Annotated in this window: 16 protein-coding genes; 5 read left to right on the forward strand and 11 right to left on the reverse strand. The window is 38.2% G+C overall.

From position 1 onward, the window contains the following. Positions 1-60 precede the first annotated feature (60 nt). Positions 61-1947, forward strand: a complete 1887-nt coding sequence (locus AC1DDK_RS14225) for an AsmA family protein (protein WP_337717306.1) — start codon at positions 61-63, stop codon at positions 1945-1947. A gap of 45 nt (positions 1948-1992) precedes the next feature. Then, positions 1993-3795 carry a hypothetical protein gene (locus AC1DDK_RS14230; RefSeq protein ID WP_477633952.1) on the forward strand — a complete coding sequence of 601 codons (1803 nt, stop codon included), beginning with the start codon at positions 1993-1995 and terminating at the stop codon, positions 3793-3795. A gap of 10 nt (positions 3796-3805) precedes the next feature. Here AC1DDK_RS14230 and AC1DDK_RS14235 read toward each other — a convergent pair whose 3' ends face one another. From AC1DDK_RS14235 to AC1DDK_RS14280, 10 genes are all read right to left on the reverse strand, one after another. Beyond that, complete coding sequence (locus tag AC1DDK_RS14235; RefSeq protein WP_216854416.1) at positions 3806-4873, reverse strand: phytase; 1068 nt, start codon at positions 4871-4873, stop codon at positions 3806-3808. A 53-nt stretch (positions 4874-4926) separates the two neighbouring features. Next, positions 4927-6180, reverse strand: a complete 1254-nt coding sequence (locus tag AC1DDK_RS14240) for a right-handed parallel beta-helix repeat-containing protein (protein WP_172661768.1) — start codon at positions 6178-6180, stop codon at positions 4927-4929. Positions 6181-6210: 30 nt separating this feature from the next. Continuing rightward, the gene (locus AC1DDK_RS14245) at positions 6211-8976 is read right to left on the reverse strand and encodes a TonB-dependent receptor (RefSeq protein WP_477633953.1); all 2766 of its coding nucleotides are present in this window, start codon (positions 8974-8976) and stop codon (positions 6211-6213) included. Positions 8977-9235: 259 nt separating this feature from the next. Next, positions 9236-10831: a tetratricopeptide repeat protein gene (locus AC1DDK_RS14250; RefSeq protein ID WP_477612044.1), complete on the reverse strand. Its 1596-nt coding sequence runs from the start codon at positions 10829-10831 to the stop codon at positions 9236-9238. Between the two features lie 69 nt (positions 10832-10900). Further along, positions 10901-11707 (reverse strand): glycoside hydrolase family 16 protein, encoded by an 807-nt coding sequence (locus tag AC1DDK_RS14255; RefSeq protein ID WP_172661764.1) that lies wholly within the window; start codon positions 11705-11707, stop codon positions 10901-10903. Positions 11708-11732: 25 nt separating this feature from the next. Next, positions 11733-13850, reverse strand: a complete 2118-nt coding sequence (locus AC1DDK_RS14260) for a S9 family peptidase (RefSeq protein ID WP_172661762.1) — start codon at positions 13848-13850, stop codon at positions 11733-11735. Between the two features lie 239 nt (positions 13851-14089). Further along, positions 14090-15154, reverse strand: coding sequence for a branched-chain amino acid aminotransferase (locus AC1DDK_RS14265; protein ID WP_477633954.1), 1065 nt, complete (start codon positions 15152-15154; stop codon positions 14090-14092). A 78-nt stretch (positions 15155-15232) separates the two neighbouring features. Next, positions 15233-16198 (reverse strand): tryptophan 2,3-dioxygenase family protein, encoded by a 966-nt coding sequence (locus AC1DDK_RS14270; protein ID WP_477633955.1) that lies wholly within the window; start codon positions 16196-16198, stop codon positions 15233-15235. A gap of 1 nt (position 16199) precedes the next feature. Further along, complete coding sequence (locus AC1DDK_RS14275; RefSeq protein WP_172661757.1) at positions 16200-17498, reverse strand: HAD-IB family phosphatase; 1299 nt, start codon at positions 17496-17498, stop codon at positions 16200-16202. 2 nt (positions 17499-17500) lie between these two features. Next, positions 17501-18469, reverse strand: coding sequence for an NAD-dependent epimerase/dehydratase family protein (locus tag AC1DDK_RS14280; protein WP_337717313.1), 969 nt, complete (start codon positions 18467-18469; stop codon positions 17501-17503). A 75-nt stretch (positions 18470-18544) separates the two neighbouring features. On the opposite strand from AC1DDK_RS14280, the gene AC1DDK_RS14285 reads away from it, so the two are divergent. After that, positions 18545-19726: a formimidoylglutamase gene (locus AC1DDK_RS14285; RefSeq protein ID WP_288884390.1), complete on the forward strand. Its 1182-nt coding sequence runs from the start codon at positions 18545-18547 to the stop codon at positions 19724-19726. Positions 19727-19838: 112 nt separating this feature from the next. Then, positions 19839-20990 carry a redoxin domain-containing protein gene (locus AC1DDK_RS14290; protein ID WP_477633956.1) on the forward strand — a complete coding sequence of 384 codons (1152 nt, stop codon included), beginning with the start codon at positions 19839-19841 and terminating at the stop codon, positions 20988-20990. Between the two features lie 231 nt (positions 20991-21221). Here AC1DDK_RS14290 and purD read toward each other — a convergent pair whose 3' ends face one another. Then, complete coding sequence (gene purD / locus AC1DDK_RS14295) at positions 21222-22493, reverse strand: phosphoribosylamine--glycine ligase (RefSeq protein ID WP_172661745.1); 1272 nt, start codon at positions 22491-22493, stop codon at positions 21222-21224. A gap of 158 nt (positions 22494-22651) precedes the next feature. Between purD and AC1DDK_RS14300 the strand changes: the two genes are divergently transcribed. After that, on the forward strand, positions 22652-22954 hold the full coding sequence (locus tag AC1DDK_RS14300) for a hypothetical protein (protein ID WP_172661744.1): 303 nt from the start codon (positions 22652-22654) through the stop codon (positions 22952-22954). Positions 22955-23086: the final 132 nt, after the last annotated feature.

Below are 23086 nucleotides of genomic sequence, written 5' to 3' on the forward strand. Positions count from 1 at the left end.
TCAATTGTTTTATGGGCTTCAAAAATACGTAATTTAATTTACAAATGACAAATTGGCAGAATGCTAAATGAATATTTTGTGACAATAGCCAGCCTTATTTCTCATTATGGCCTTGATATTGCAGGCTACACAAATATGACGTCCAATAAATCAGGAAAATACAAAGTAATAAAGTGGCTTGTGGGTATTCTTACAGCCTTGATCCTCCTAGTAGGGGGTGTTGCTCTATATTTTAGTGCAAAATGGAAGCCACTACTTACCGAAAAAATAAAAGATGGGGTTTACAACGGTTCTCAGAAACTTTATAGGATTAATTTTAAAGACATTCGCCTTAATCTGATCACCGGAAGTGCAGTACTCGATAGTGTTACTTTAACGCCTGATACTACAGTTTTTAATCAGCTAAAAGAACTTCAGCTTGCTCCTGCTAACTTGTTCCAAATAAAACTGGCGCGTCTACAGTTAAGCAGAATTGGTGTACTTACTGCCTACTTTAAGAAACGGATAAACATGAATTCCATCATTATGGAGCAACCCTCCATTAATATGATTCATTATAAAGTTGTCAAAAAAACAGATACCGCTGCAGATAAGCGCAGTTTGTATGATCAGATATCTAAAACACTAAAATCCATCCATGTAAAGGCCATTAAAATAATAGATGCCGACTTTGATTATATTAACGGAGCTACTTCTAAACCCTTAAATTCAATAAAACATCTAAATATCACTGTTAAAGATCTGCTTATCGATTCTCTTTCTAAGTCTGATACCACACGTTTTTATTATACAAAAGACATCAGTTTTGAATTAACAGGATATAGAGCTACGGGTAAAGATGGGATGTATACTACAAAAATAGATACAGTTGCTGGTTCGGTTAGTAATAAAAATATTCGTATAAAAGGTCTGCAAATGATCCCACTTCATCCAGACTTAGCATTTACCAGAAAATATAAATATGGTAAAGATCGGTACGATTTAAAATTTAATGAAATAACCTTTACAGGAGTAGATTTTAATAAACTAAGTGCTGAAGGCAGTTTATATGCAAGAGCCCTAAAGGTAGGCCCTGCAAATGCGGGCATTTTTGTGAATAGAGAATTGCCTCCTCCCCCTAATTTTGATAAGGCTCATAACTTCCCTCATATTGCACTTAAAAGATTACCTATTGAAACAATTATCGATACCGTTAAGTTATCCAATATCGATGTTGCCTATACAGAGTACAATCCGATCACTCAAAAAAGAGGAACAGTGTATTTCCAGAACCTGACTGGGAATATTCTCAATTTAACTAATGACTCAGTTAGACTTGCAAAGAACAACCATGCTATTGCAAATTTAACAGCACTGGTAATGAAAACCAGCCGTATTAAGGTTACTATAAATTTTAACCTAACAGCTAGAGATGCTTCTTTTACCTACAAAGGGAATGTAGGAGCAATGAACATGCTTGTTTTAAACCCAATGGCAAAGAACATGGGCTTAGTTGAAATAGAAAGCGGACAGATGCAGGGAACTGATTTCGATATTCAAGCCAATATGAAAGGTGCTTCGGGCATTGTTCATTTCTATTATAAAGACCTTAAAATAAAATTGCTTAAAGAAGGTGAAAATGGGGGAATAGGTAAGAAGAAAGGATTTTTATCTTTTCTTGCAAATAGTCTTTTAATTGAAGATGCAAATCCGGGCAAAGGAGCGGCACTAAGAACAGCCAGGGTTACTTTTGAAAGAACACCTGCTGCCTCGTTTTTTAATTTACTTTGGAAAGGTATTTTTATAGGTATGAGGGAGACCGTTGGATTAGGCATTGTTCCCGTGAAAACACCCGAACAAGCAATGGAAAAAGTAAAGGATAAAAAACAGGAACGGCGCGAAAAAAGAGAAGAAAGAAAGAAGAAACGCGCCGAAAGAAAGGCCGAGAAAAAAAAGACTGATACCTAACGCCTGATGAATAAATTCGTATATTAGGTTAAACCACTAAGGCCTATGATCAAAAAAGTCCGAAAGAGTTATAGTACGCTTAAATGGGTTTCCGGGATCATGCTTTTCTTTATTTTACTGTTGGTTGCGGCATCCAGACACCTAAGCGTCAGGTTTCAACCAATAATTAAGGCACAAGTCAGAGACCTCGTTTTAAATGCCACGGACAGCTTGTATAGCATAGAATTTTCTGACGTCGGTACAAATTTTATTACGGGGAGAGCCTCATTGTCAGACGTTAAAATTACCCCCGATACTAATATTCTGAAAAAGATGGTTCGTCTAAAACACGCACCAAATAACATCTATTACATACAGCTAAAAGAGCTGGTTATAAAAAACTTTCATCCTATTGATCTGCTGCGATATAAAAAGGTAAAAATCGACCTCCTATTGTTTGATAATCCGGAAATTATAATGGTAAATAAACAGTTAGAGTTTAATGAACTCAAAAAGCCATTTTCTGATAAATCGCCTTATGACTACATTTCTAAATTTGTAAAGGAGCTTAAAGTAAAAACCATCGACCTTAAAAACATTTCCTTTAAATACGTTAATAAAAACCTAGCCAAACCAGAGATTGATTCCATTAAGAATCTAAATGTCACACTAAAAAACTKGTTKATCGATAAAAACTCAGTTAGGGATACCAGTAGGTTTTATTTGCTTAAAGACGTAGTCATAAATTTAAATAATTACACTTTCGCCACGCCCGATAGTTTGTATCATATCAATCTTAATCAGTTAGATTTTAGAGCATCATCAGGTAAGCTCAATATAAAGAGTTTTAGTGTTGTTCCACGGTACGATGAAATGAAGTTTGGAAAAACAGTAGGTTTTTCAAAAGACAGGTTTGATATTCAGATGAGTGACATTAGTTTAGAAGGCATTAATCTGCCTTTGTATGTTCGTAAACAGGAGCTTTACGCTACCGAGATGAATGTAAACAATGGCTCCGTATCCGTTTTTAATAATAATGAACTTCCTAAAAGAACCGAGATTAAAATAGGGAAATATCCTCATCAACTATTGCAAAAGGTTAAGGGATTGCTTACAGTTAAACAGCTTAATTTAAGTAATATAGATTTGACCTATGCGGAATTCGATAAGGATAGTAAGCAGAAGGGGAGAATCACCTTTGAAAAAACCTCAGGAAGCATAACCAACATAACCAATTCAGAAAAAATCAAAAATAAAAACCCCTATATGTTTGCTAAATTAACGAGCTACATGATGGGACAGGGTAAACTGGATGTGAATTTTAAGTTTAATCTTGCCGCAAATGATGGCGCTTTTTCTTACTCAGGAACTTTGGGCCAGATGGATGGAAGGGTGCTTAATAGAATTACCAAGCCGTTAGGAATGGTTGAAGTGAAAAGCGGGCACGTTAAAAAACTTGAGTTTAATATCGATGCAAATGAAACCCTTGCAACTGGTAAAGTCAAATTTGCTTTTAACGACCTTTCTGTAGCACTGCTTAAAAAAGAAGAAGGGCGTGATCATTTAGTTAAACAGGGGCTAATGTCTTTTTTGGCGAATGCAATGATTATTAATTCAGATAATCCTAAAACAGACGGTGTACTTATAGCGGCATCAATAAAATTTGAACGGGAAAAAACAGCTTCCTTTTTTAGTTTTATCTGGAAAACACTTTTTCAGGGGATAAAGTACAGTGTCGGTGTAACTCCACAAAAGGAAAAAAAGATAAAGGAACAAATAGCGAAATTCGAAAAAATAAAAGCTGACAGAGAAAAACGCAGACTTATCAGACAAAAAAGAAAAGCTACCCGAGAAAAGAGTAGCTTTTAATCCGTCAGTTTTAGTTTACTTTTAATAATTTACCTGCCAGGTCTTCCCATCTGTAATACTGAAATGTTTTGTTGTCACTCATCGCAACAAAAATTCCATGCTTAAAATCGGCATTAAGTGGTTTCGAGTAAATGTCTGAGCCATCACTCTGGTTGGTTGATACCTTAATACTTGTAATGAGTTGGTGGTCGTTCTTATTTTTTACACCTTCTCTGCTATAGACTTTAAAGTGGTTTGCACTTTGATCTGATACCAGGATGTAACCTGTTGTGTCCGTAGTTTTATAGATACTAATGCCCTCATTATCCTCAGTAAAACCCTCTTTGGCAAATAAGGCCAGCTCTTTATTCCCTTTAGCCGGATCAGCATAATATTTGCGAACGCCAAACTGCTCATCTGAGTAATAGATATAGCCCATCTCGTTGTCTACTGCAATCGACTCTATTTCTTTTTTGCCGCTGTAGTTTCCAAATTTGCGCTTCAGGGTTGCCTTGATGTGTCCTGTACCATCGTCTTCAAGCAAATATTGCCATAAATAAGAACCGTCTTTAGGCCCTGTTTTTCTACCGGCAATGGCATAGATTTCACCCTTAGGACTGGTGTACATTGCAATGCCCATCAGGTCTCTGTACATTTCACCTTTCTCACCTTCATAAACGGGAACACCACCATTATCGAGGGGCTTCATATCAGGTAGAGAATAGATGCGGAGTTTATGTGTCATTCTCTCTGTTGTAACTGCTATATCCGTCTTTTTACTTCCAAGCAGCAGACCATATGCGATATCAACGTTATTAGGTCGTTTTAATCCTTTTATAGTCTTGTCCTTAATGATCTTGCCTTTCAGATCAAACACATATAAACCGCCATTTTCGTCTTTGTCAGTTCCAATGATCAATGATTTTGAAGAATCTACCGGGTTAATCCATATTGCCGGATCATCAGAGTCAAATTGCACTGGTTCTGTAGTGTATAAAGGCTTTACCGCGTCATTGGTATCTGTTTTTTGTTGGGTGCAGGCCATGTTTATCGATATAAGCATCGCCGGGAATATAAATATCTGGGTGTATTTATTCATTAGGTATTAATTTAATATTTCTTATTCTTTAAAGTGGTAACTTCTTAATTAAGCTAGTTTGTGCCATATGCACCAATGTAGCCAGATGGGTCAGGTGATTTATAGGTCACCCCATTTAAAACCAGTCCCGAAGCATAATGTCTGGTAAAGTTTGTTGTACCTTTTCCAAGCGCCGGAGAGCCTGGTTTTAAATGGAAATCCCATGCGGTATTAAAAGTTGCATTATCAACCGGAATGTTCAATGGGTAATTTATGAACATAGGATCATTATCCCCGGCTGTTTTGCTGATGATATCATTTGTCCCTGCAATGATCTCTTTTGTTGGTTGGAACTGATCTACAGTAACCTGATTAAATCCATAATAGTAATTATTCCCGAATACAGACCTATCGTCCTCTGGTTTTTTTGTATCTCTTTTAATTCCAAAACGAGTATTTGCAAACATATTGTTATAAACACTTACGCGTACCGTTGCCTCTACCCAGATAGATCCTCCCTTTGCTGTAGGACGTCGCCATCCTGTATTTACCATAGTATTGTTATAAACAACAATGTAAGCCTGCGGTGTGCGGTCGCCACTGTTTGATAACTTTAATGCATTGGTGTTTGTACTGTAAACTAAATTGTAAGCAACATCAGCCACACAGCCAGATTTCAAATTGATGGCCTCGCCACCAGTAACTCCAGTAGTGTAAAAGGAATTGTTTGCGAAAATTACTTTACCACCATCTATGTAAGTACAGTCTTCCTGCAGATTTCTGAAAATGCTATTTGTTACTACTAGTTTGCCATTTACATTCGAAAACCAAAGTGCTGGCAAGTTTTCACCAGCTACTGCCTTGTACAAGTGTTGCTTCACAGAAGTTGAAGCATCAGAAGTTGTTGCACCTGCATATTCTATTATCGTATGGTCAAGCAATAACTCCTCGCAGCTTGGTGCAGCAAGAATTCCTCCCCAAAGCCTTCCAAACTTTTTTGCTTCAGTTCTAAATTCCTCTGCAACTGTAAATTTTATTGGAAAATCTGCAGTACCCTGCGCATATAAATTTCCTTTTACAATAATCTCCGGCTTTGCAACAGTATCCATTACAATTGTAACGCCCTCTTCAATGGTTAAGGATTTGCCCTCTGGAATAATGATATCGCCTTTAATAAATTGTGTACTTCCTTTTAGCCAGATTCCCGAAACCTCACCGGTAACAGTCCCGTTTCCCGTATCAGGATCCACATCAATATTGGCCTTTTTGCATCCTGCAATAACTGATGTTAAAATGGCCAGATAGATAAACAAATGTTTTGCTTTCATTTTTTCTCTTTTATAATAAATAAGATTGATTTATAATTTATAGCGCAAGCCTAACAGGTACGTTTGCTCGTAATAGTCGTTGCGGATTAATGTTTTACCATCAAACTGATTCCCGGTATCTGCATTTGCCGGATTAATACCTTTAATAAATAACTTCGAAGGTGTGTTTAACAGGTTTCCCGCTTTTATGAACACACTAAGGTTTTTCTTGAATTTTTTCTCAGCAGAGGCATCCATCTGGATAAAGCCCTTTTGCCAAAGGTCATTATCAAGGAATTGTGATACGGTATTAATGCGCGGACCTGTATAGGAGCCGGCAACCTGGGCATCCCATCCACTTTTGGTGTTTTTATAGATAAGGGATAGGTTGGCGATATGTTCCGACTGTCCGTAAAGCGGACGCGATTGCAACACAGTGATTTTTTTAGAATCGTTGGTTTCGGGGTCTATTGTCAATAAATCCTTTGGTGTTGTAATTCTGGAATGGGTATAGGTATAGTTTGCCTTTATTCCAAACTGATTAATGAATTTTATGTAGTCAATTTCCAAGCCGTAGTTCCTTGCAGTTCCGAAATTACCTGGCAGATAATAGGTGTCCTGAGGGCGGATAGGGTCTGCCTGAAAGCTATATTCAATCGGGTTTTTAATCGCTTTATAAAACGTTCCAACCAATAGTTGATCATTACTATTTGGAAATAGCTCGTAGCGCAAATCAAAGTTATCCGCAATAGCGCGCTTAAGATCTGGATCTCCTTTTTCCTTGTAGTCATCCTGAACCACACCTCCCGGAATAAGTTCATAAAACCCGGGACGGTTTAAAGAGCGGAAGTACGATGCCCTTAACTGCTGCTTTCCACTCAGTTTATACTTCACATTTACAGATGGAAGAAAATCAGTATAAACCTGATTACCCTTCGGGCGAAGTTCTCCGGCAGGGAACAGCATTGCGTAACCCTGGTTTGTGTGTTCAACGCGTAACCCCCCAACTACCTCAACTGCATCCTTACTTATGTTAAACATCCCATAACCAGCAGCAAGTTTTTCCGAGGCATCATAAGTAAGGGGATTGTTTACGGCTCCACCCGGTGTTTGAACTGTCCAGTCTATCTCAGTATAATTATTAAAATCAACCCCATATTTAGCTGCGGTATTTACCGGAGTTAAAGTGTAATTGTTAAAGAAACTGCTGCGCTGCTTGTCGCGGTATAATCCTCCTGCAGAAAATTCTACTTTGAGTTGGCCAACAGGAACTTTATAGCTAATGTCAAGATATCCGGCTTTGTCTTCATCCGTGTTACGTTCCCAGCGATGCGTTGTGCCATTTGTTTTTGCAACAGTGCGAGTGTCAATAAAATTCTCGCGTTTTCCACTTAAGGTAATGGTTGTGTTATCTGGCACTTCATTTTTGGCAGACGAATAGACTGCCGACCACGAAATCTTCAACTTGTCCGGAATAATCTGATGATCTCCATGAAGCGTGCTGTTATAGATCTGTTGTTCCGTTACCCTCGATCGTGTAGCGTATTCCAACTGTGCTTTTCCTGCGGCTGGTTCATAGCCGGTAGAGAAATCTGTAGATTTTTCATCTCTAACCTGAATGTTATTCAGATCCACGTAGGCATTATAAAGACTTAGCTTATTGTTTTCGTTGAATGCGTAATCCAGCTTACCATGAAAACCATAGCGTTTCTGTTGTTCCGAATACTGGCGTTCGTTMATGCTTGTGATTGTTGCAAACTTATTTGATGCATTGGCTGCCGACGAGCGATAGAAAGTGCCGTTGCTACCACGATAGGTGTTCTGATAGCTTCCTGCAATAATTAACCCAAGCTTATTGTCAAGAAAACGTTGCCCTATAGATAAACCACCTACTAGGTTAGGAGCAGGGTGGCTCGACTTGTAATCTGCAGTACCTCTTGGAAAGTCTGCTTGCGTGGCTTTGTAATCCTTCCCGTTAAGCTCATATGGTGATTTACGATGAACTGAAGAGGCATCAAATGAACTAAAGCCCCGATCTATAAATAGCTGACTATAACCGCCTGCAAGGTTTGCATTGATCTGTAGCTTTTGCGGTGCATCTTTCATTACCATATTTACCACCCCACCTATGGCGTCGCCTTCAAGGTTTGGAGTCAAGGTTTTATATACTTCAAGCCTGTCCAAAAGTTCCGAAGGGAAAATGTCCAAAGGAACGTAACGGTATTTATTATCAGGGCTCGGTATTTTTATCCCATTAACCAGGGTATAATTGTATCTTTTGTCCATTCCTCTTAGAATAGCATATTGTCCGTCTCCACTATTGCTCCTTTCAACTGATACACCTGAAACACGTTGAATAACATTTGCGACTGTCAGATCCGGAGAAATCTCCATCGCCTTGCCCGATACGACATTAATTAGCTGCGCAGATTTTTGCTCGATGCGTCTTGCAGTTTTTTCAGCCGAGCCATCATTTTTTGCCGAAATAACTACCTCACTTAATTCTTTCTCTTTCGTTTCAGACAGATAAATCCTGATCGTTGGATTATCCTCTTTAAGTATTGTAATCTGTTTAGATAAAACCTTATACATCACATAAGATACTTTTAATGTGAAGTTTCCTGCTGGTGGATGTTTGATCTCAAACGAGCCATCTAATCCCGTTAATACTGCCTTGTCAGTATTTTCCAGATATACTGATGCGCCTACTAAAGCTTCACCTGTTTTCTGATCAAAAACGTAACCTTTTAAACTGGTTGCACTGGCCGTGGCAGCACCAATTAATAAGCAAAAAAGAACTTGTAAAATTGACTTCATTTTCCTGAAAATTTGTTTGTGGTGGTAGTGTTTTTTAAACCGTGAGGCAAATGTGCAAACCAGGTGATGGAGTTTAATGATTGAGGCGTGTACAAAATGTATACAGCGTTACAAATGATGTATACAGAACGGATACAGCGTGAACAGTATTTTGTTAAAATATTGATTGTCAAGTATTTGATTGTAACCGAAATCGCCATTATCATTTAGTTAGCGTTATGTTAACAGTTTGTTAAGCCTCCGGAAATCGTGATTTTTGTTATAGTGTCTGTATAAAAGAACTCAGGTTTTCTCCTTGCGGAATATTCAGTTTTTTACGTAAACGGTAACGTGCAACACGCAAACTATCCTGGGAAATACCAAAAATAACAGCCATATCTTTTGAGCTTAAATTCATCTTAATAAGGGCTACTAAACGGATGTCATTTGCTGTTAAATCATCACTATGTCTTTTCAGATTGTCAAAAAAAGCCTGGTGAATTTGTTCAAATAAAGTAGAGAATTCTTTCCAATGCCTGTCATGATTAATGTTTTGATTTATTTTCTGCATCACTTGCTGTAACTGTCTCTTCTGATCTCTTTTTTCATCCTTTATCATATCAGAGATCTCTTCCTTTAGTTCTTCCAGAAACTGATTGCTTTGAATTACATGGAGCGTATTGCTGGTCAGTTCCTTGCTTTTAAGTTCCAGCTCAGCTTTAATGGCATTCTTCTGGATTTCATAAAGCATGTTGTTCTGCTCGTTAAGCTTCTGTTCGTTTCGAAGTTTCAAACGTTGACGGCTAATAGTACTTATACCCAGTAAAATCAGTAAGAGGATGATCAGGATCACTGCAACAATGATATACTGATTTGCCTTTCTCTCATTTTCAAACCTTACAATTGCATCGTCCTTTTGTTGTATTTCAAATAAGGTTTGTAATAGGGCCAGCTGCTTGGTATTGTCAGCCGTATAGATCTTCAGGAAGATATTGCGGCTTAGTTCACTGTAGTGATAGGCGCTATCATACTTTTTAATAAGATCAAATGTTTTCGATAGGTCCCTGTAGGCACTGCTAAGCTGATATTGATCATTCATGATTAAGGCCATATGTTCCGCTTTGCGCGTATAACGCATTGCTTCAGGGTACCTGCCTTTTTTTCTGTAAACGTCGCCAATGTTGTTTACAATCTCTATTTGGGCAAGATCATTTGCCGCGGCCTTGTTTAGTTTTAGAGACAATGAATAGTACTTGAGGGCCGAATCAAGATGCAGTTTGTCTTCATAAATACTACCAAGGTTCTCATAGATCTTTGCAATGCCGGTTTGATTCTTTTCCTTTTTATAGGCCGTAAGTGCCAGCTGCTGATATTTCATTGCACTTTCGTACTTACTGCTTTTCTCATAGGTCTGACCAATAAGTCCATAACATTCCGCCATGCCTGACCTGTTGCCTATCTTTATATAAATATTTAAGGCCTCCTGAAATTTAGTCAGCGCTGTTTTATATTGCCTGCTGTAGTAATAAGCATCCCCAATTTTATTCAGGTTTTCAGCCAGGTTAGCCTGATCATTATGGTTTCTAAATATGCGGTCTGCCTTGTAAAAATAATTTACTGCCTGCGAATAGGCTGCCTGATGATAAAAGATCTCGCCAAAATATTGATAATATTTTGCAGCAGAGATCAGGTCATTCTGTTTTAATGCTGTATTTAACAACCCCTTTATTTTTATAAACGCAGAGTTGGGGTCTTTCTTAATCAGTGTGCCTATATCATTTTTTCCCTGAGCCTGATTGTAAACCGCAAAAACAGGTAATGAAAAACAAAACAGAATTAAACCTATTGTTATACTATTTAAGGTAAGTTTCTTCACCCTTTAAAAGTAAAACATACAGTATTAAGCTAATGTTAAATTAAAGAGGCGCCATCTTAAGGCATAATCTTAATCTAATTTGTAAACGCGCACATAATCAACATAGAACTTTTGAGCAAATATAGAATCATCAATATCTCCGCCCCATTCGCCGCCAATCGCGGTATTCATCAAAAGATATAGCGGAGAGGTAAACGAATCTTTGTACGCTGTAGCCGGGGCCGACATGCTGAAATAATACTTGTCGTCTATAAAAACCTTTACACTATCACCCTTGCGCTCCAAACCATAAACATGGTATTTTTTATGCACATCATCCATCTTTACATTGGCGCCGCTGCTTTTATGGCCATTAGGATCTTTCAACCCACTATCAGCCCAATGGAGGGTTCCGTGAATAGTTGAAGGCGTATGACCTACAAACTCCATAATATCAAATTCTACACATTTAGGCCAGCCCACCTGCTTTATATTTGATCCCATCATCCAAAGGGCAGGCCATATGCCCTTTCCCGATGGGATCTTTGCTCTTATTTCAACACGGATGTTTCCGTCAAAGTGCTGTTTTCCAAGTGTGTTAATACTTGCCGAAGTATAATCGGCATCCTTATATTTTTCCTTTAGTGATTTAATCACAAGCTTGCCACGCTTAACATAGCAATTTTTTAATCTGGCACGTGTATAGAACTGTTTCTCACGGTTTCTTACAAAGCCTTCCTCGTAGTCCCATTTTGTAGAATCGGGAAGGCCTTTATAGTTGAATTCATCACTCCATATCAACGTCTTGCCTTTTTCCATAGGCATAGATTTAGTTTGAGCCATACCAGAAAGGGCAGACATTAGCAATGCTCCAATTAAACAGTTAAATGCTTTCATAACTAAAGGTGATAAATATTTAGCGCTATTTAAGTAACTCTTCTGGTACAGGCTTGTTCAATAGGTTTTGATAGTAAAAGCGGAAACGCTCAGCTTTATCATGAGCAGATTTTACACCTCCCCATCCATGTCTTCCACCCGGATAGATCATCAACTCAAAATGTTTATTCGCATTTTGAAGCTTATCTATAAGTTGTATCGTATTCTGCATATGCACATTGTCATCCATATCACCATGCATAATCCTCAATAATCCTTTATAATTGTTTACATAGGTTAAAACAGAACCATCTTTGTAACCCTCAGGGTTTTCTTTAGGCGTATCCATAAAACGCTCTGTATAATGAGAATCGTAAAGCTCCCAGCTGGTAACGGGTGCTCCCGCGTATCCGAAATCAAAATCGTCGGCTCCTTTAGTAAGGGCAAGGCAAGTCATATAACCGCCGTAGCTATGACCTGTAATCAGTAGTTTCTTATTGTCAACCCATGATTTGGCTTTTAACCATCTTGCAGCAGTAGTATAATCCTGCATTTCCCACTTACCCAGGTTGCGGTGCATTAAAGCAACGCCTTCCTTACCAAATTGTCCTGATGCGCGGTGATCTACAGAAATCTGTACGATCCCTTCATTTGCCCACCATTGTCCGCCAATTCCTTTCCAGGTATTGCTTACGTTGCCTGCATTTGGCCCGCCATAAATACTCATCACTACCGGATACTTTTTATTCTGATCAAAATCAGTAGGGTAGGTTATTACAGCTGGTAAATTATAGCCATCATCAGTAGGGATAGTAATCATTTCTGTTTTACCATAGTTGAACTGTGCAAAATCATCAGATTTAGTGTCGCCAAGTTCTTTAATGATCTTCCCTTTATTGTTTAATAATGTTCTTTTAGTAGGGGTAGAAACATTGGAATAAGTGCTAATGAAATAAGAACCATTGGGCGACATCATTACCTGATGAGAATAATCCCCAAATGACAATCGTTTTAAGTTCTTGCCATTGTAGCCTACACTATAAAAATCTGTTCTCGTAGATGCTTCTTTACGAGCCATAAAGTAAACAACCTTATTTTTCTCATCTACATGAACAAGATCAGTAACCTGCCATTTGCCGCTGGTTAGTGGATTTACCAGTTTCCCATCTAACGTGTATAAATAAAAATGTGCCCATCCTGTTTTATCACTTTTAAGGATATAGTGTTTTTTATCTTGAAGATATTCTATGCGCCCATCGTAATCTAAATCTACCCAAGAAGACTGTTTCTCGTCGTAGATTTCTTTTTTAGAACCATTGGTAGGGTTTACTGAATAAAATTTTAAGTTATCCTGTCCGCGGTTCATCCATTGTACCATTAAATTACTGCCATCAAAACTCCAGTAAGGAGTGCCAAAGTATTGATCATCTTTTTCGTTAAAGTCGGCCCATACAATAGAACCTCCGTTTACAGGGACAAATCCTACTTTTACTTCCGGATTAGGGTCGCCAGCTTTTGGATAGCGTGTTTTTTCTGTATACCCATGTTGCCCGGTTGATCCATTAATTGGAAACATGGGAACCTTGGTATCGTCAAAACGCATAAATGCAATGTTCTTACTATCCGGCGACCACCAGAAGGCTTTGTAATTGGTAGATCTGCCAAGAATTTCTTCGTAATACACCCACGACGACCAACCATTATAAATTACATCAGTTCCATCATTTGTATATCTGATCTCTTTTCCTGTTTCAACATCAACTGAATACAGATCGTTATTTCGGGTAAATGCTACATGCTTTCCATCAGGAGATAGGGTAGGGTTCTTCTCCTCGTCTTTATCATTTGTTAAGCGTTTTGGTTCATCCTGCCCGTATTGTATGTAAACATCATTGTTTTTAACAGATAGATTTACATTACTTTTTGGCGGTGGAGTATACGGCGTTCTTTGGCCCGATTTAACATCTACTGCATATAAGTTATGATCCTTGGTGTCCATCTCAATGTAATGGTTATCATCACTCCATCCGTTGACTATATTTATAGATTTAGTAAGCGAGGGCTGGCCACCAAAGATTTGTTGTTGTGAAAGTTTTTTGAGCTGAGCCTCTGATTTGATAATAAATAATGACATCGCTAAACAAATAAGTAGTATTTTTTTCATGCTATAAGATCCTGTTGATATTGAATTGCGCCTTAGCGCCGCGGAAATTACTAAAGTATAAGTACTTTACGAAAAATCTTCTATTTAAAGTTGTATCCTATCCCAATTTGGAATGTTTTAAGGCTCTGCTAAAGCAGCCGTCATCTCCTTTGATTAACCAAAGGAGATGACGGCGTTGGTATAAAAAAAGCGCCCTTAAAAAGGGCGCTATATAATTTTAAACAAGTACTAATCTTCAATTATACAATCCAGTTCCAACCGAATTCATCAGGAGCTAATCCGTAACGAATATCATTCAATGTTTTAGCAATACCTGCTGAAACTGTACGTGTTGAAGGGTCAGTTAACTTATAAACCTGGCCTTGGTATCCGATTTCTCCAATTGGAGTTACCGTTGCTGCAGTTCCCGCTGCAAAAGCATCAGTAAATCTGCCGTTTTCAATTCCTTCTATTACTTCTTTTACACTAACGCGTCTTTCTTCAACTTCAATGCCTGCTTTTTTTGCAAGTTTGATAATTGTATCACGTGTTACACCATCTAAAACAGTGCTTCTTACAGAAGGTGTTACCAATTTGCCATCAATTACGAAGATCAAATTAGCTGTCCCTGCTTCTTCAATAAACTCATGAGAAACAGCATCTGTCCAGATTAACTGATCAAAGCCTTCTTTTTGAGCTTCTGCAAATGGATATAAAGAACGAGCATAATTTCCAGCGGTTTTGGCGTAACCAACACCACCTTCATCTGCACGCGTATATTCAGTTTCAATTTTAACTTTTAAGGCTTTGCTGTAATACGGACCTGTTGGTGTAGTTAATAAAGCAAAAGTATACTTGTCAGATGCTTTAACACCTAAATAAGGATCTGTAGCAAACATCACCGGACGAATGTATAAAGAATAACCATCCTGATTAGGGACCCATTTATTATCAATCTCAATCAGCGCTGCAATTCCCTGCATAAAAATATCCTCAGGAATGCTTGGCATAGCCATACGTGTTGCTGATTTGTTGAAACGCTCAAAGTTTTTTTCTGCTCTGAAAACGCTGACTTTTCCGTCAGCTAAACGATAAGCTTTCATACCTTCAAAAATTGCCTGTCCGTAGTGAAGGGCAGAAATTGCAGGGCTCATAAGAATCGGACCGTAAGGTAATACCTGTAGGTTCGTCCACTCACCATTTTCGTATTCTGCAATAAACATGTGATCGGAAAACACCTTTCCGAAAGGTAATTGAGAAAAATCTGTTACTGTTAATCTGGTCTGCTCAGTCTTGGTTACTGTTATATCCAATGTCTCGTTCATTTTGACTTGTATTTTATTACTGCAAATTTAATAAAAAAAGCCTTGTTTATTCTTTATTATTTTGGATTTTGACAATGTTTACGCCTCATTTCTAAGTGTTTTCAATACACTAAGCACCCAACCCTTGCCCCATTCCTCCATTTGATCTTCTGTCCAAAGGAAAGGATAGAAAATTCTTTTCTGAAAACGTGGAGGTAAATACTTCTGCCAGTTGGTGCCACCGGTAGCTGCAATATCTACAGGATCTCTCTCCAAATACCTGACCGCAGATTTATAATGAGACAATGGCCACTCCACATTCACATATAAATCAAGCTTTCTAAGCTCATCTGCCAAAGCAGAAACATCATGCCCCTCTTTTAACAGCTTATAGTATAAGGCCGAAAAATTAGTCTCTTTCCTGTCCTTTACCAATTGCAGGAACTGCGCAGCATACTTGTTTATAAATTGCTTTAAAGTAAGCGTCTGTTTACCGCTGGCCAATTCTGTAGCCCCAAACTTCCAGTAAATGAATTCAAATTGCTCTTCAACGCTCTTATCTGCAAGTTCTTCTCTTTTGCTTTTGTCAACCAGCCTGATAAAATCAGTTGCGCAAATTTCTATCATTCGGTATTGACCAGATTGAAAACCACTTGCTGGTAACAGCGACATTCTGAACTTCAGGAACTGATCTTTATCCATCCCATTCACCATCACCTCAAACGAAGTAACCAATGCATTAAAATAAGCATTAATGCGTTTTACCCGATTGGTAAAAAACTGAACCGTTAGTTCCTKATTATCAGCAATCTGTTTGCATTCATGAAGTGCAAGTTTAAAATATAGCTCAGTAATCTGATGGTACATGATAAAAATCTCTTCATCCGGGAATGGCGTTTTCGGGTTTTGCAGGCTCAGTAGAGTATCCAGATGGATATAATCCCAATAAGTTAAGAAATCAGCATATAACAAGCCATCCAGATATGCAGACATATCCTGACCCATTGCTGCATACTTTTCCTGCAGTTTATCCAGTTTTTCCTTTATCTGAGGTGTAAGTTCCATTCTAATATAAAACCCTGAATTTTATGGTGTGCTCAATCTTTTTTAACGATTTAAACAACTGCTTGTCGTATTGTGCATTTATATCTGTAATCACGTAACCAATTTCAGGGTTAGTCATCAAAAACTGACCCACAATATTAATATCATGCTTGGCAAAAACAGTATTTATTTTAGCCATAATACCCGGTACGTTCTTATGAATGTGTATTAACCTGTGCGATTTCTCGATTCTTGGCAATTGCAGGTTCGGGAAATTACTGCTAAGGTAACTGGTACCTGTATTCATAAAATCGATCATCCTTTTTGGAATGAAATCGATATTACGTGGGTTGTGTTTTGGATCTTCAAAAACAACAACGCCCTGCTCAGTACAGGTAGCTATATCAATTTTGTTTTTTGTATTGCCAAGATAACCTATAGTTTTAAGCTTAACCGCTCTTTTTAATTTCTCAAGCTCAATCTTTTCACCATCTGCCAACAACATCATGTGTACATCAGCTACATATTTCTCTTCAAAAGTAGTTTTGTGGCGAACAGAGAAACCATCTTTTTTCAGTAACTCAATGCTCAATGGGTCTGCATCACCAATAATCAAACACAGAATCCTGTTTTTAGGATATGATATAGCCCTTGGTAAATTGTTTACATACAAGAACTCGTCAAAGCTTGGCGTAATGTGATCTGCTTTTTTAACAATGCTTTCTCTAGAAATATTCTCAGTAAAAGCATAGAATTTCTTTATCAAGCCACTTTCGCGAAGCTGAAAATCAGAATAGCCATCGCCAATTCCGTAAAGGTCGCCTTCAAGGTTTAGCTGTTGCATCAATTTTACCTTGCCACCTTCTTCACTTAAAGGGTTCGAGTGGTCGTAATCAATTATCTTTCCATCGCCGGTAGTTACAAAAGTATTGGCGTAGATGTTTTCTTTTTTAATGTGGAACTTGCTTACTACCGGAGTAATAAATTCTTTAAAGCCACCTGAAACAATCAAAACTTCATCTGCATGCTTTTTAAAGAATTCGGCATTACGCGAAAAAGAAGCAGAAACTTTTTTCTTTAAATGCGTAATCAGTTGTTTCAAATGATCTTCATTAGCCTCAAGAAGCTTTACTCTTTGAGCCAAACTCTCTCCAAAAGAAAGCTTTCCTTCCATTGCAAGGTTAGTGTAATCTTCAATCTTCTGAAAAATAGCGTCTTTCTCAGGATGTTTTTTAAGAGAGATACGGGCCAGCTCATCTAAAGCCTCTACCTGTGTAAAGGTGCTGTCAAAATCAATGATGTAAATATTTTTCTGCTTCATTTTTAGTTGTTCTTTAACCCTTCGCAAACTTCTTCGATGCTTTGCTTAAGTGGTTTAAATTGTATTCCTATTGTATGCTTTATTTTTTCGTTACTGTATAAGCTTTCGTTTAAGCTGCTTCTTGCTGCGTCGCTTGTTAATGCTGCGGGTTTTCCTGTAAATAGGGATGCCAGTTTTGCGGCTCTCCATGCAATGCCCAGCATCCATGGCTTTGCTTCTTTGGCAGGGGCTTTTACCTTAAAACCCTGTGCAATTTCTCCAAAAAACCGCTGGTAATGATAGTTTTCAGAAGATATGGTGTAACGTTCTCCGCTTTCTTTACTGTTCATTAAAGCAATCATGCTTTTTGCAACATCATAAACATCCACAATTCCTGTTGCACCTCTGGTATAATAAGAAAGACCATCTTTAACCAGCTTAAATATTGCACCGCTGCCTTCAAAACCTGCTCCTGCTCCAATAATTACCGAGGGATTTACAATTACCGCATCTAGCCCTTCTGCTATTCCGCGCCAAACCTCCATTTCACCTTCGTATTTAGAAATGGCATATGAATGTGCTTTTGAATCGTATTCCCAGAAATCTTTTTCGGTAATTAGTTCGCCCTTTTTTGCATTTCCTAACGCGGCAACGGAACTAACATGCACCAACCTAACGTTATTTTCTGCACAAAGGTTAACAATATTGCTGGTGCCTTCAATATTAACCCTTAGCAATTGGGCTTTATCCTTAGGATTAAAAGATACCATGGCTGCGCAGTGGTAAACCTGATCGACACCATCAAAGGCATCCTCAAGTGAAGAAATGTCATTTATGTCCGCAACAAACCACTCAATATCAGCGTTGTTGCTTATTGATTGCGGTATAACAGAGTGCTCGCGTTTTAATGCTTTTACCTTTACACCCGACTCAGTTAATTGATTTATTAATTCTGCTCCTAAAAATCCAGTGGCGCCGGTAACTAATATCATTTCATTTTTTTTAGGATGTTCATTAAAATATGCTCTCAAAAATAGATATTTGATGGCATACATTTATAGTACTATATGTCTTTATCCGATTTTTTTTCACCTTTAAGTACAGACAAATTCTCACCAAAAGCGGGATTTTATACCAGTCAGCTAGGTTTGAAGGCTACTTTTTACACAGATAAATTTCCTGACCTTGAAGAAAATGAATACGATATTGCCATTTTTGGAGTACAAGATGACCGTGCTTCTGTAAATAATGAAGGCTGCGGCCTTGCCCCCGACTATTTTCGTGCCCAGTTTTATAGTTTAAATGAAGGCGCTTATACCAGTAAAATTATAGATCTGGGAAATATAAAAGCTGGTGCCTCAATTTCCGACACCTACGTAGCATTAAAAATGGTAGTGTCTGAATTGATTAAGCTGAACATTGTACCTATAATTATTGGCGGCGGGCAAGACCTTACTTACGCGCAATACCTGGCTTACGAAAGCCTGGAGCAAAAGGTAGATCTGGTGGTTGTAGATAGTAAATTTGACCTTGATGAAGAAGATCAGGAAGGACTTGCTGCCAAATCAGATACCTACTTAAATAAAATACTACTTCACCAGCCAAACTACCTTTTCAACTTTAGTAATATTGGTTACCAAACCTATTATGTGAATCAGGAAAGCTTAAAGGTAATGAGCAAGCTGTATTTTGATGTGCACCGCTTAGGTGAATTTGCAGATGATATCAGTTTAACCGAACCGATTGTTCGTAATGCCAATATGCTCAGTTTCGATATTGGCGCAATTCGCTCATCTGATGCTGCGGCAAATGCAAATGCAGGGCCAAATGGCTTTTATGGCGAGCAGGCTTGCCGCATTGCCAGATACGCAGGGATGAGTGATAAGCTTACCTCTATCGGTTTCTATGAATTTAATCCTGCCTTCGATACCAACGGGCAAACAGCCATGCTGCTGGCTCAAATGGTTTGGTATTTTGTTGATGGCTATTACAACCGTAAAAAGGATTTTCCGCTTACACCAAAATCTCAATACCTGATCTACAGAGCCAGTTTAAATGACGGAACAGGAGAGATGTTGTTTGTTAAAAGTAAAAAATCAGATAGGTGGTGGATGCAGGTCCCTTACCCTACAGGAATCTCAAAGAATGAACGATTTCACTTAGTACCATGTCGTTACGATGATTATACGACTGCTGTAAATGGCGAAATGCCTGATCTCTGGTGGCGCACATTCCAGAAACTATTATAATTTTACATTTTTTATTGCGTTATGTAGGGGCTTGAATTTATATTTGAGTGCAGGCATACTATTATATATATAATAAATTGTACCAATGCTTGTTAAAATTAAAGAACACAATATGAGGAAATTATTAATTACTGCAGTTTGTTTATTGCCTGTTGCAGCTATGGCACAAGGAAAATTCACATTGCRGGCCAAAGTTGGGAACTTAAACGCCCCGGCCAAAGCATTTTTATATTATAAAACAGGAAGTACCCAGGTTGTGGATTCAGCCGTTATTGCGGGAGGTAAGTTTTCGTTTACCGGCCCCTTAACCGGAATATCACAGGCGGCAATTAGAGTTGTTCATGATGATAAAGCTCCTGCCCCAGCAGATCCGGCAGCTGTTGATTTATTTAGATTTTACCTGGAGCCAAAAACGGTTGCAGTTAATTCGGCTACCGATTCTGTTAAACATGCCGTAGTAAAAGGTTCTGCTGTAAATGATGATGATGCTAAGTATAAAGCCATAACAAAATCTGTTATGGATAAAAACGCTGCGTTAGAAGCGGAGTATAAGCGTAAAACTGATGAAGAGCGTAAGGATGAAAACTATATAAAAACTGTGCAGGCACGTAGCGAAGCACTTCAAAAAGAGTTTATAGATATTAATAAACAGTTTTATTTAGCTAATCGCGATTCTTATGTTGCTCTGGTAGCATTTGCAGGTACAATAGGGCCTGATGCTAACCCAACCGTTGTGGAGCCTGATTTTAATAAATTCTCTGCTGAGGTTAAAGCTACTGATCTTGGTAAAAGCATAGCCGAGATGTTATCATCATTAAAGAAAAATAATGTTGGTTCGTTGGCAATGGATTTTACTCAAAATGATGTAAACGATAAGCCTGTTAAATTATCTGATTTTAAAGGGAAGTATGTGTTGCTTGATTTTTGGGCTTCATGGTGCGGACCTTGCAGAGGCGAGAATCCGAATGTAGTTAAGGCATACAATACTTATAAAGACAAAAACTTTACGGTTCTAGGTGTTTCTCTGGATAAACCTGGTCAAAAAGAAGCCTGGTTACAAGCTATTAAAGATGATGGCTTAACATGGACTCACGTATCAGACTTGAAGTTTTGGGATAATGCCGTTGCCAAGATGTATGGTATCCGTGGTATTCCTGCAAATTATCTGATTGACCCAACCGGAAAAATCATTGCAAAGAATGTAAGAGGAGAAGAATTACAAAGCAAACTTGCGGAAGTATTAGGCGCTCCAAAAACTAAATAAGACCTGCTTAATTGGTTGCCAATTTTGGGGGGAATTCCTGTGGAAATTGGGGGTTTATACAATCGTTATACAATCATTACGCATTGCAAATACAATAGTGAATTGGTTAAAGAACGTGTAGTTGTTGATTAACGAATGCATGTCATCTCGACGATAAGATAAAAGAACAGGGTGTGTCATGATTTATGACACACCCTGTTTTTTTACCGTATAAGGAAGATTCCTGCTCCCTTATACTAAGTCAAAACCAATATCTTCTCTAAAATACTTGCCGTCAAAATAGATGCGGGCAGCATCGGCTGTTGCCGATTGTAATGCATCAAACTGGCTATCTTGTAAACTGCTAACTGCAATAACACGACCGCCGTTTGTTTTTACAACACCACCTTCAAGTGCTGTTCCGGCATGAAATACCAAAGATTGGCGTACATTGTCAATACCGGTAATGGCTTTACCCTTTTCATATTCTCCAGGATATCCGCCCGCAACAATCATTACGGTTGCAGCATTTTTAGGGCTGATATTTAATTTATATCCTTTTAATTTCTGTTTGGCTGTTGCAAGAAAAAGTTCTACCAGATCATTCTCGATTCTTGGAACTACACTTTCCGTTTCCGGATCGCCCATGCGGCAGTTGTATTCAATTACAAAAGGTTTTTCATTTACTTTAATTAAACCGAAGAAGATGAAGCCTGTATAGTTGATTTTATCTTTCTTTAAACCGCTAATGGTTGGAATGATAATATCACGTTCAACTTCGTCTAAAAATGCTTTGCTGGCAAAAGGAACCGGAGATACCGAGCCCATACCACCAGTATTTAGGCCAGTATCTGCTTGCCCGATACGTTTGTAATCTTTTGCTTCAGGAAGTATCACATAGTTTTCGCCATCTGTAAGTACAAATACCGAAAGCTCTATGCCACTTAAAAACTCTTCAATTACTACTGTAGTTCCGGCTTCGCCAAACTTGCCGCTAAGCATTAATTTTAATTCTTCCTGTGCTTCTTCGGTATTATCTATAATTAAAACGCCTTTTCCTGCTGCCAATCCATCGGCTTTTAATACCACCGGAAGGGGATGAGATTGCAGGTAAGTTAAACCTTCTTCTAAAGTTTTGCCGGTAAAAGAACGCGAACTTGCTGTAGGAATACCATGGCGTGCCATAAATTGTTTAGAAAAATCTTTACTGCCTTCTAAAATTGCACCTTCTTTTTTTGGCCCGATAACCGGGATTTTTGATAAACTTTCATCCTCAGCAAAAAAATCATGAATACCATTTACAAGAGGTTCTTCGGGGCCAACTACTACCAGTTCTATGTTTTCTTTAAGAACTAATGCTTTTACGGCTTCAAAATTATTGATGTTAAGATTTATGTTTTTTCCATAAACTCCTGTACCACCATTACCAGGTGCAATAAATAATTGAGAGCAAAGAGGAGACTGGCTCATTTTCCAGGCAAAGGCACTTTCTCTTCCTCCTGATCCTAATAGTAAGATATTCATCTATATATGATTTAATTGTTGGGTCTGTGTGGGCAAATATACCGCTTTAGCTAAATTATCACAGGCTAAGTTTAAATTAGGCATAAAATATGCTTAGAAAAGGTTGTTTGTCAATAGATTTCGGTTTGTAAAAGATTAAAATTAGATTTGCCGCCAACATGAGACACATTGTTACTTTATCACTTGTATTTTTTAGTCTTACCCACTTGGCCAAAGCCGAGCGGGTTGAGGGGCTAAGACTTATAACCGAAAAGTACTGCAATAAGCAGCAGGTGAACACAGAACAGGCAACTGTTCGCTCAAGTCAGCCTGACGATTCGAGGTATCCTTTTTTCTTATCTTATAGTGCTTTAACTACTATAGGAGTACTTCCTGAAGCACATATCATTAAATATAGGGCTCATAATCAAAACATCTTAAACCTTACCATAAGGGAACAGCCCAAGAATAACAGTCCCTAATTTTAGCATTCATCGTTATCCTGACCTCACAGAAGCTGTGAAGCAAATTTATTTCAGGATCTCGCACATGCCTCAATTCCTGCTAAACCGGAATTCTGAAAATAAACTTAGGATGACGCGAAGCGAAAACAT

The sequence above is a fragment of the Pedobacter sp. 05T44 genome, from assembly GCF_056395985.1.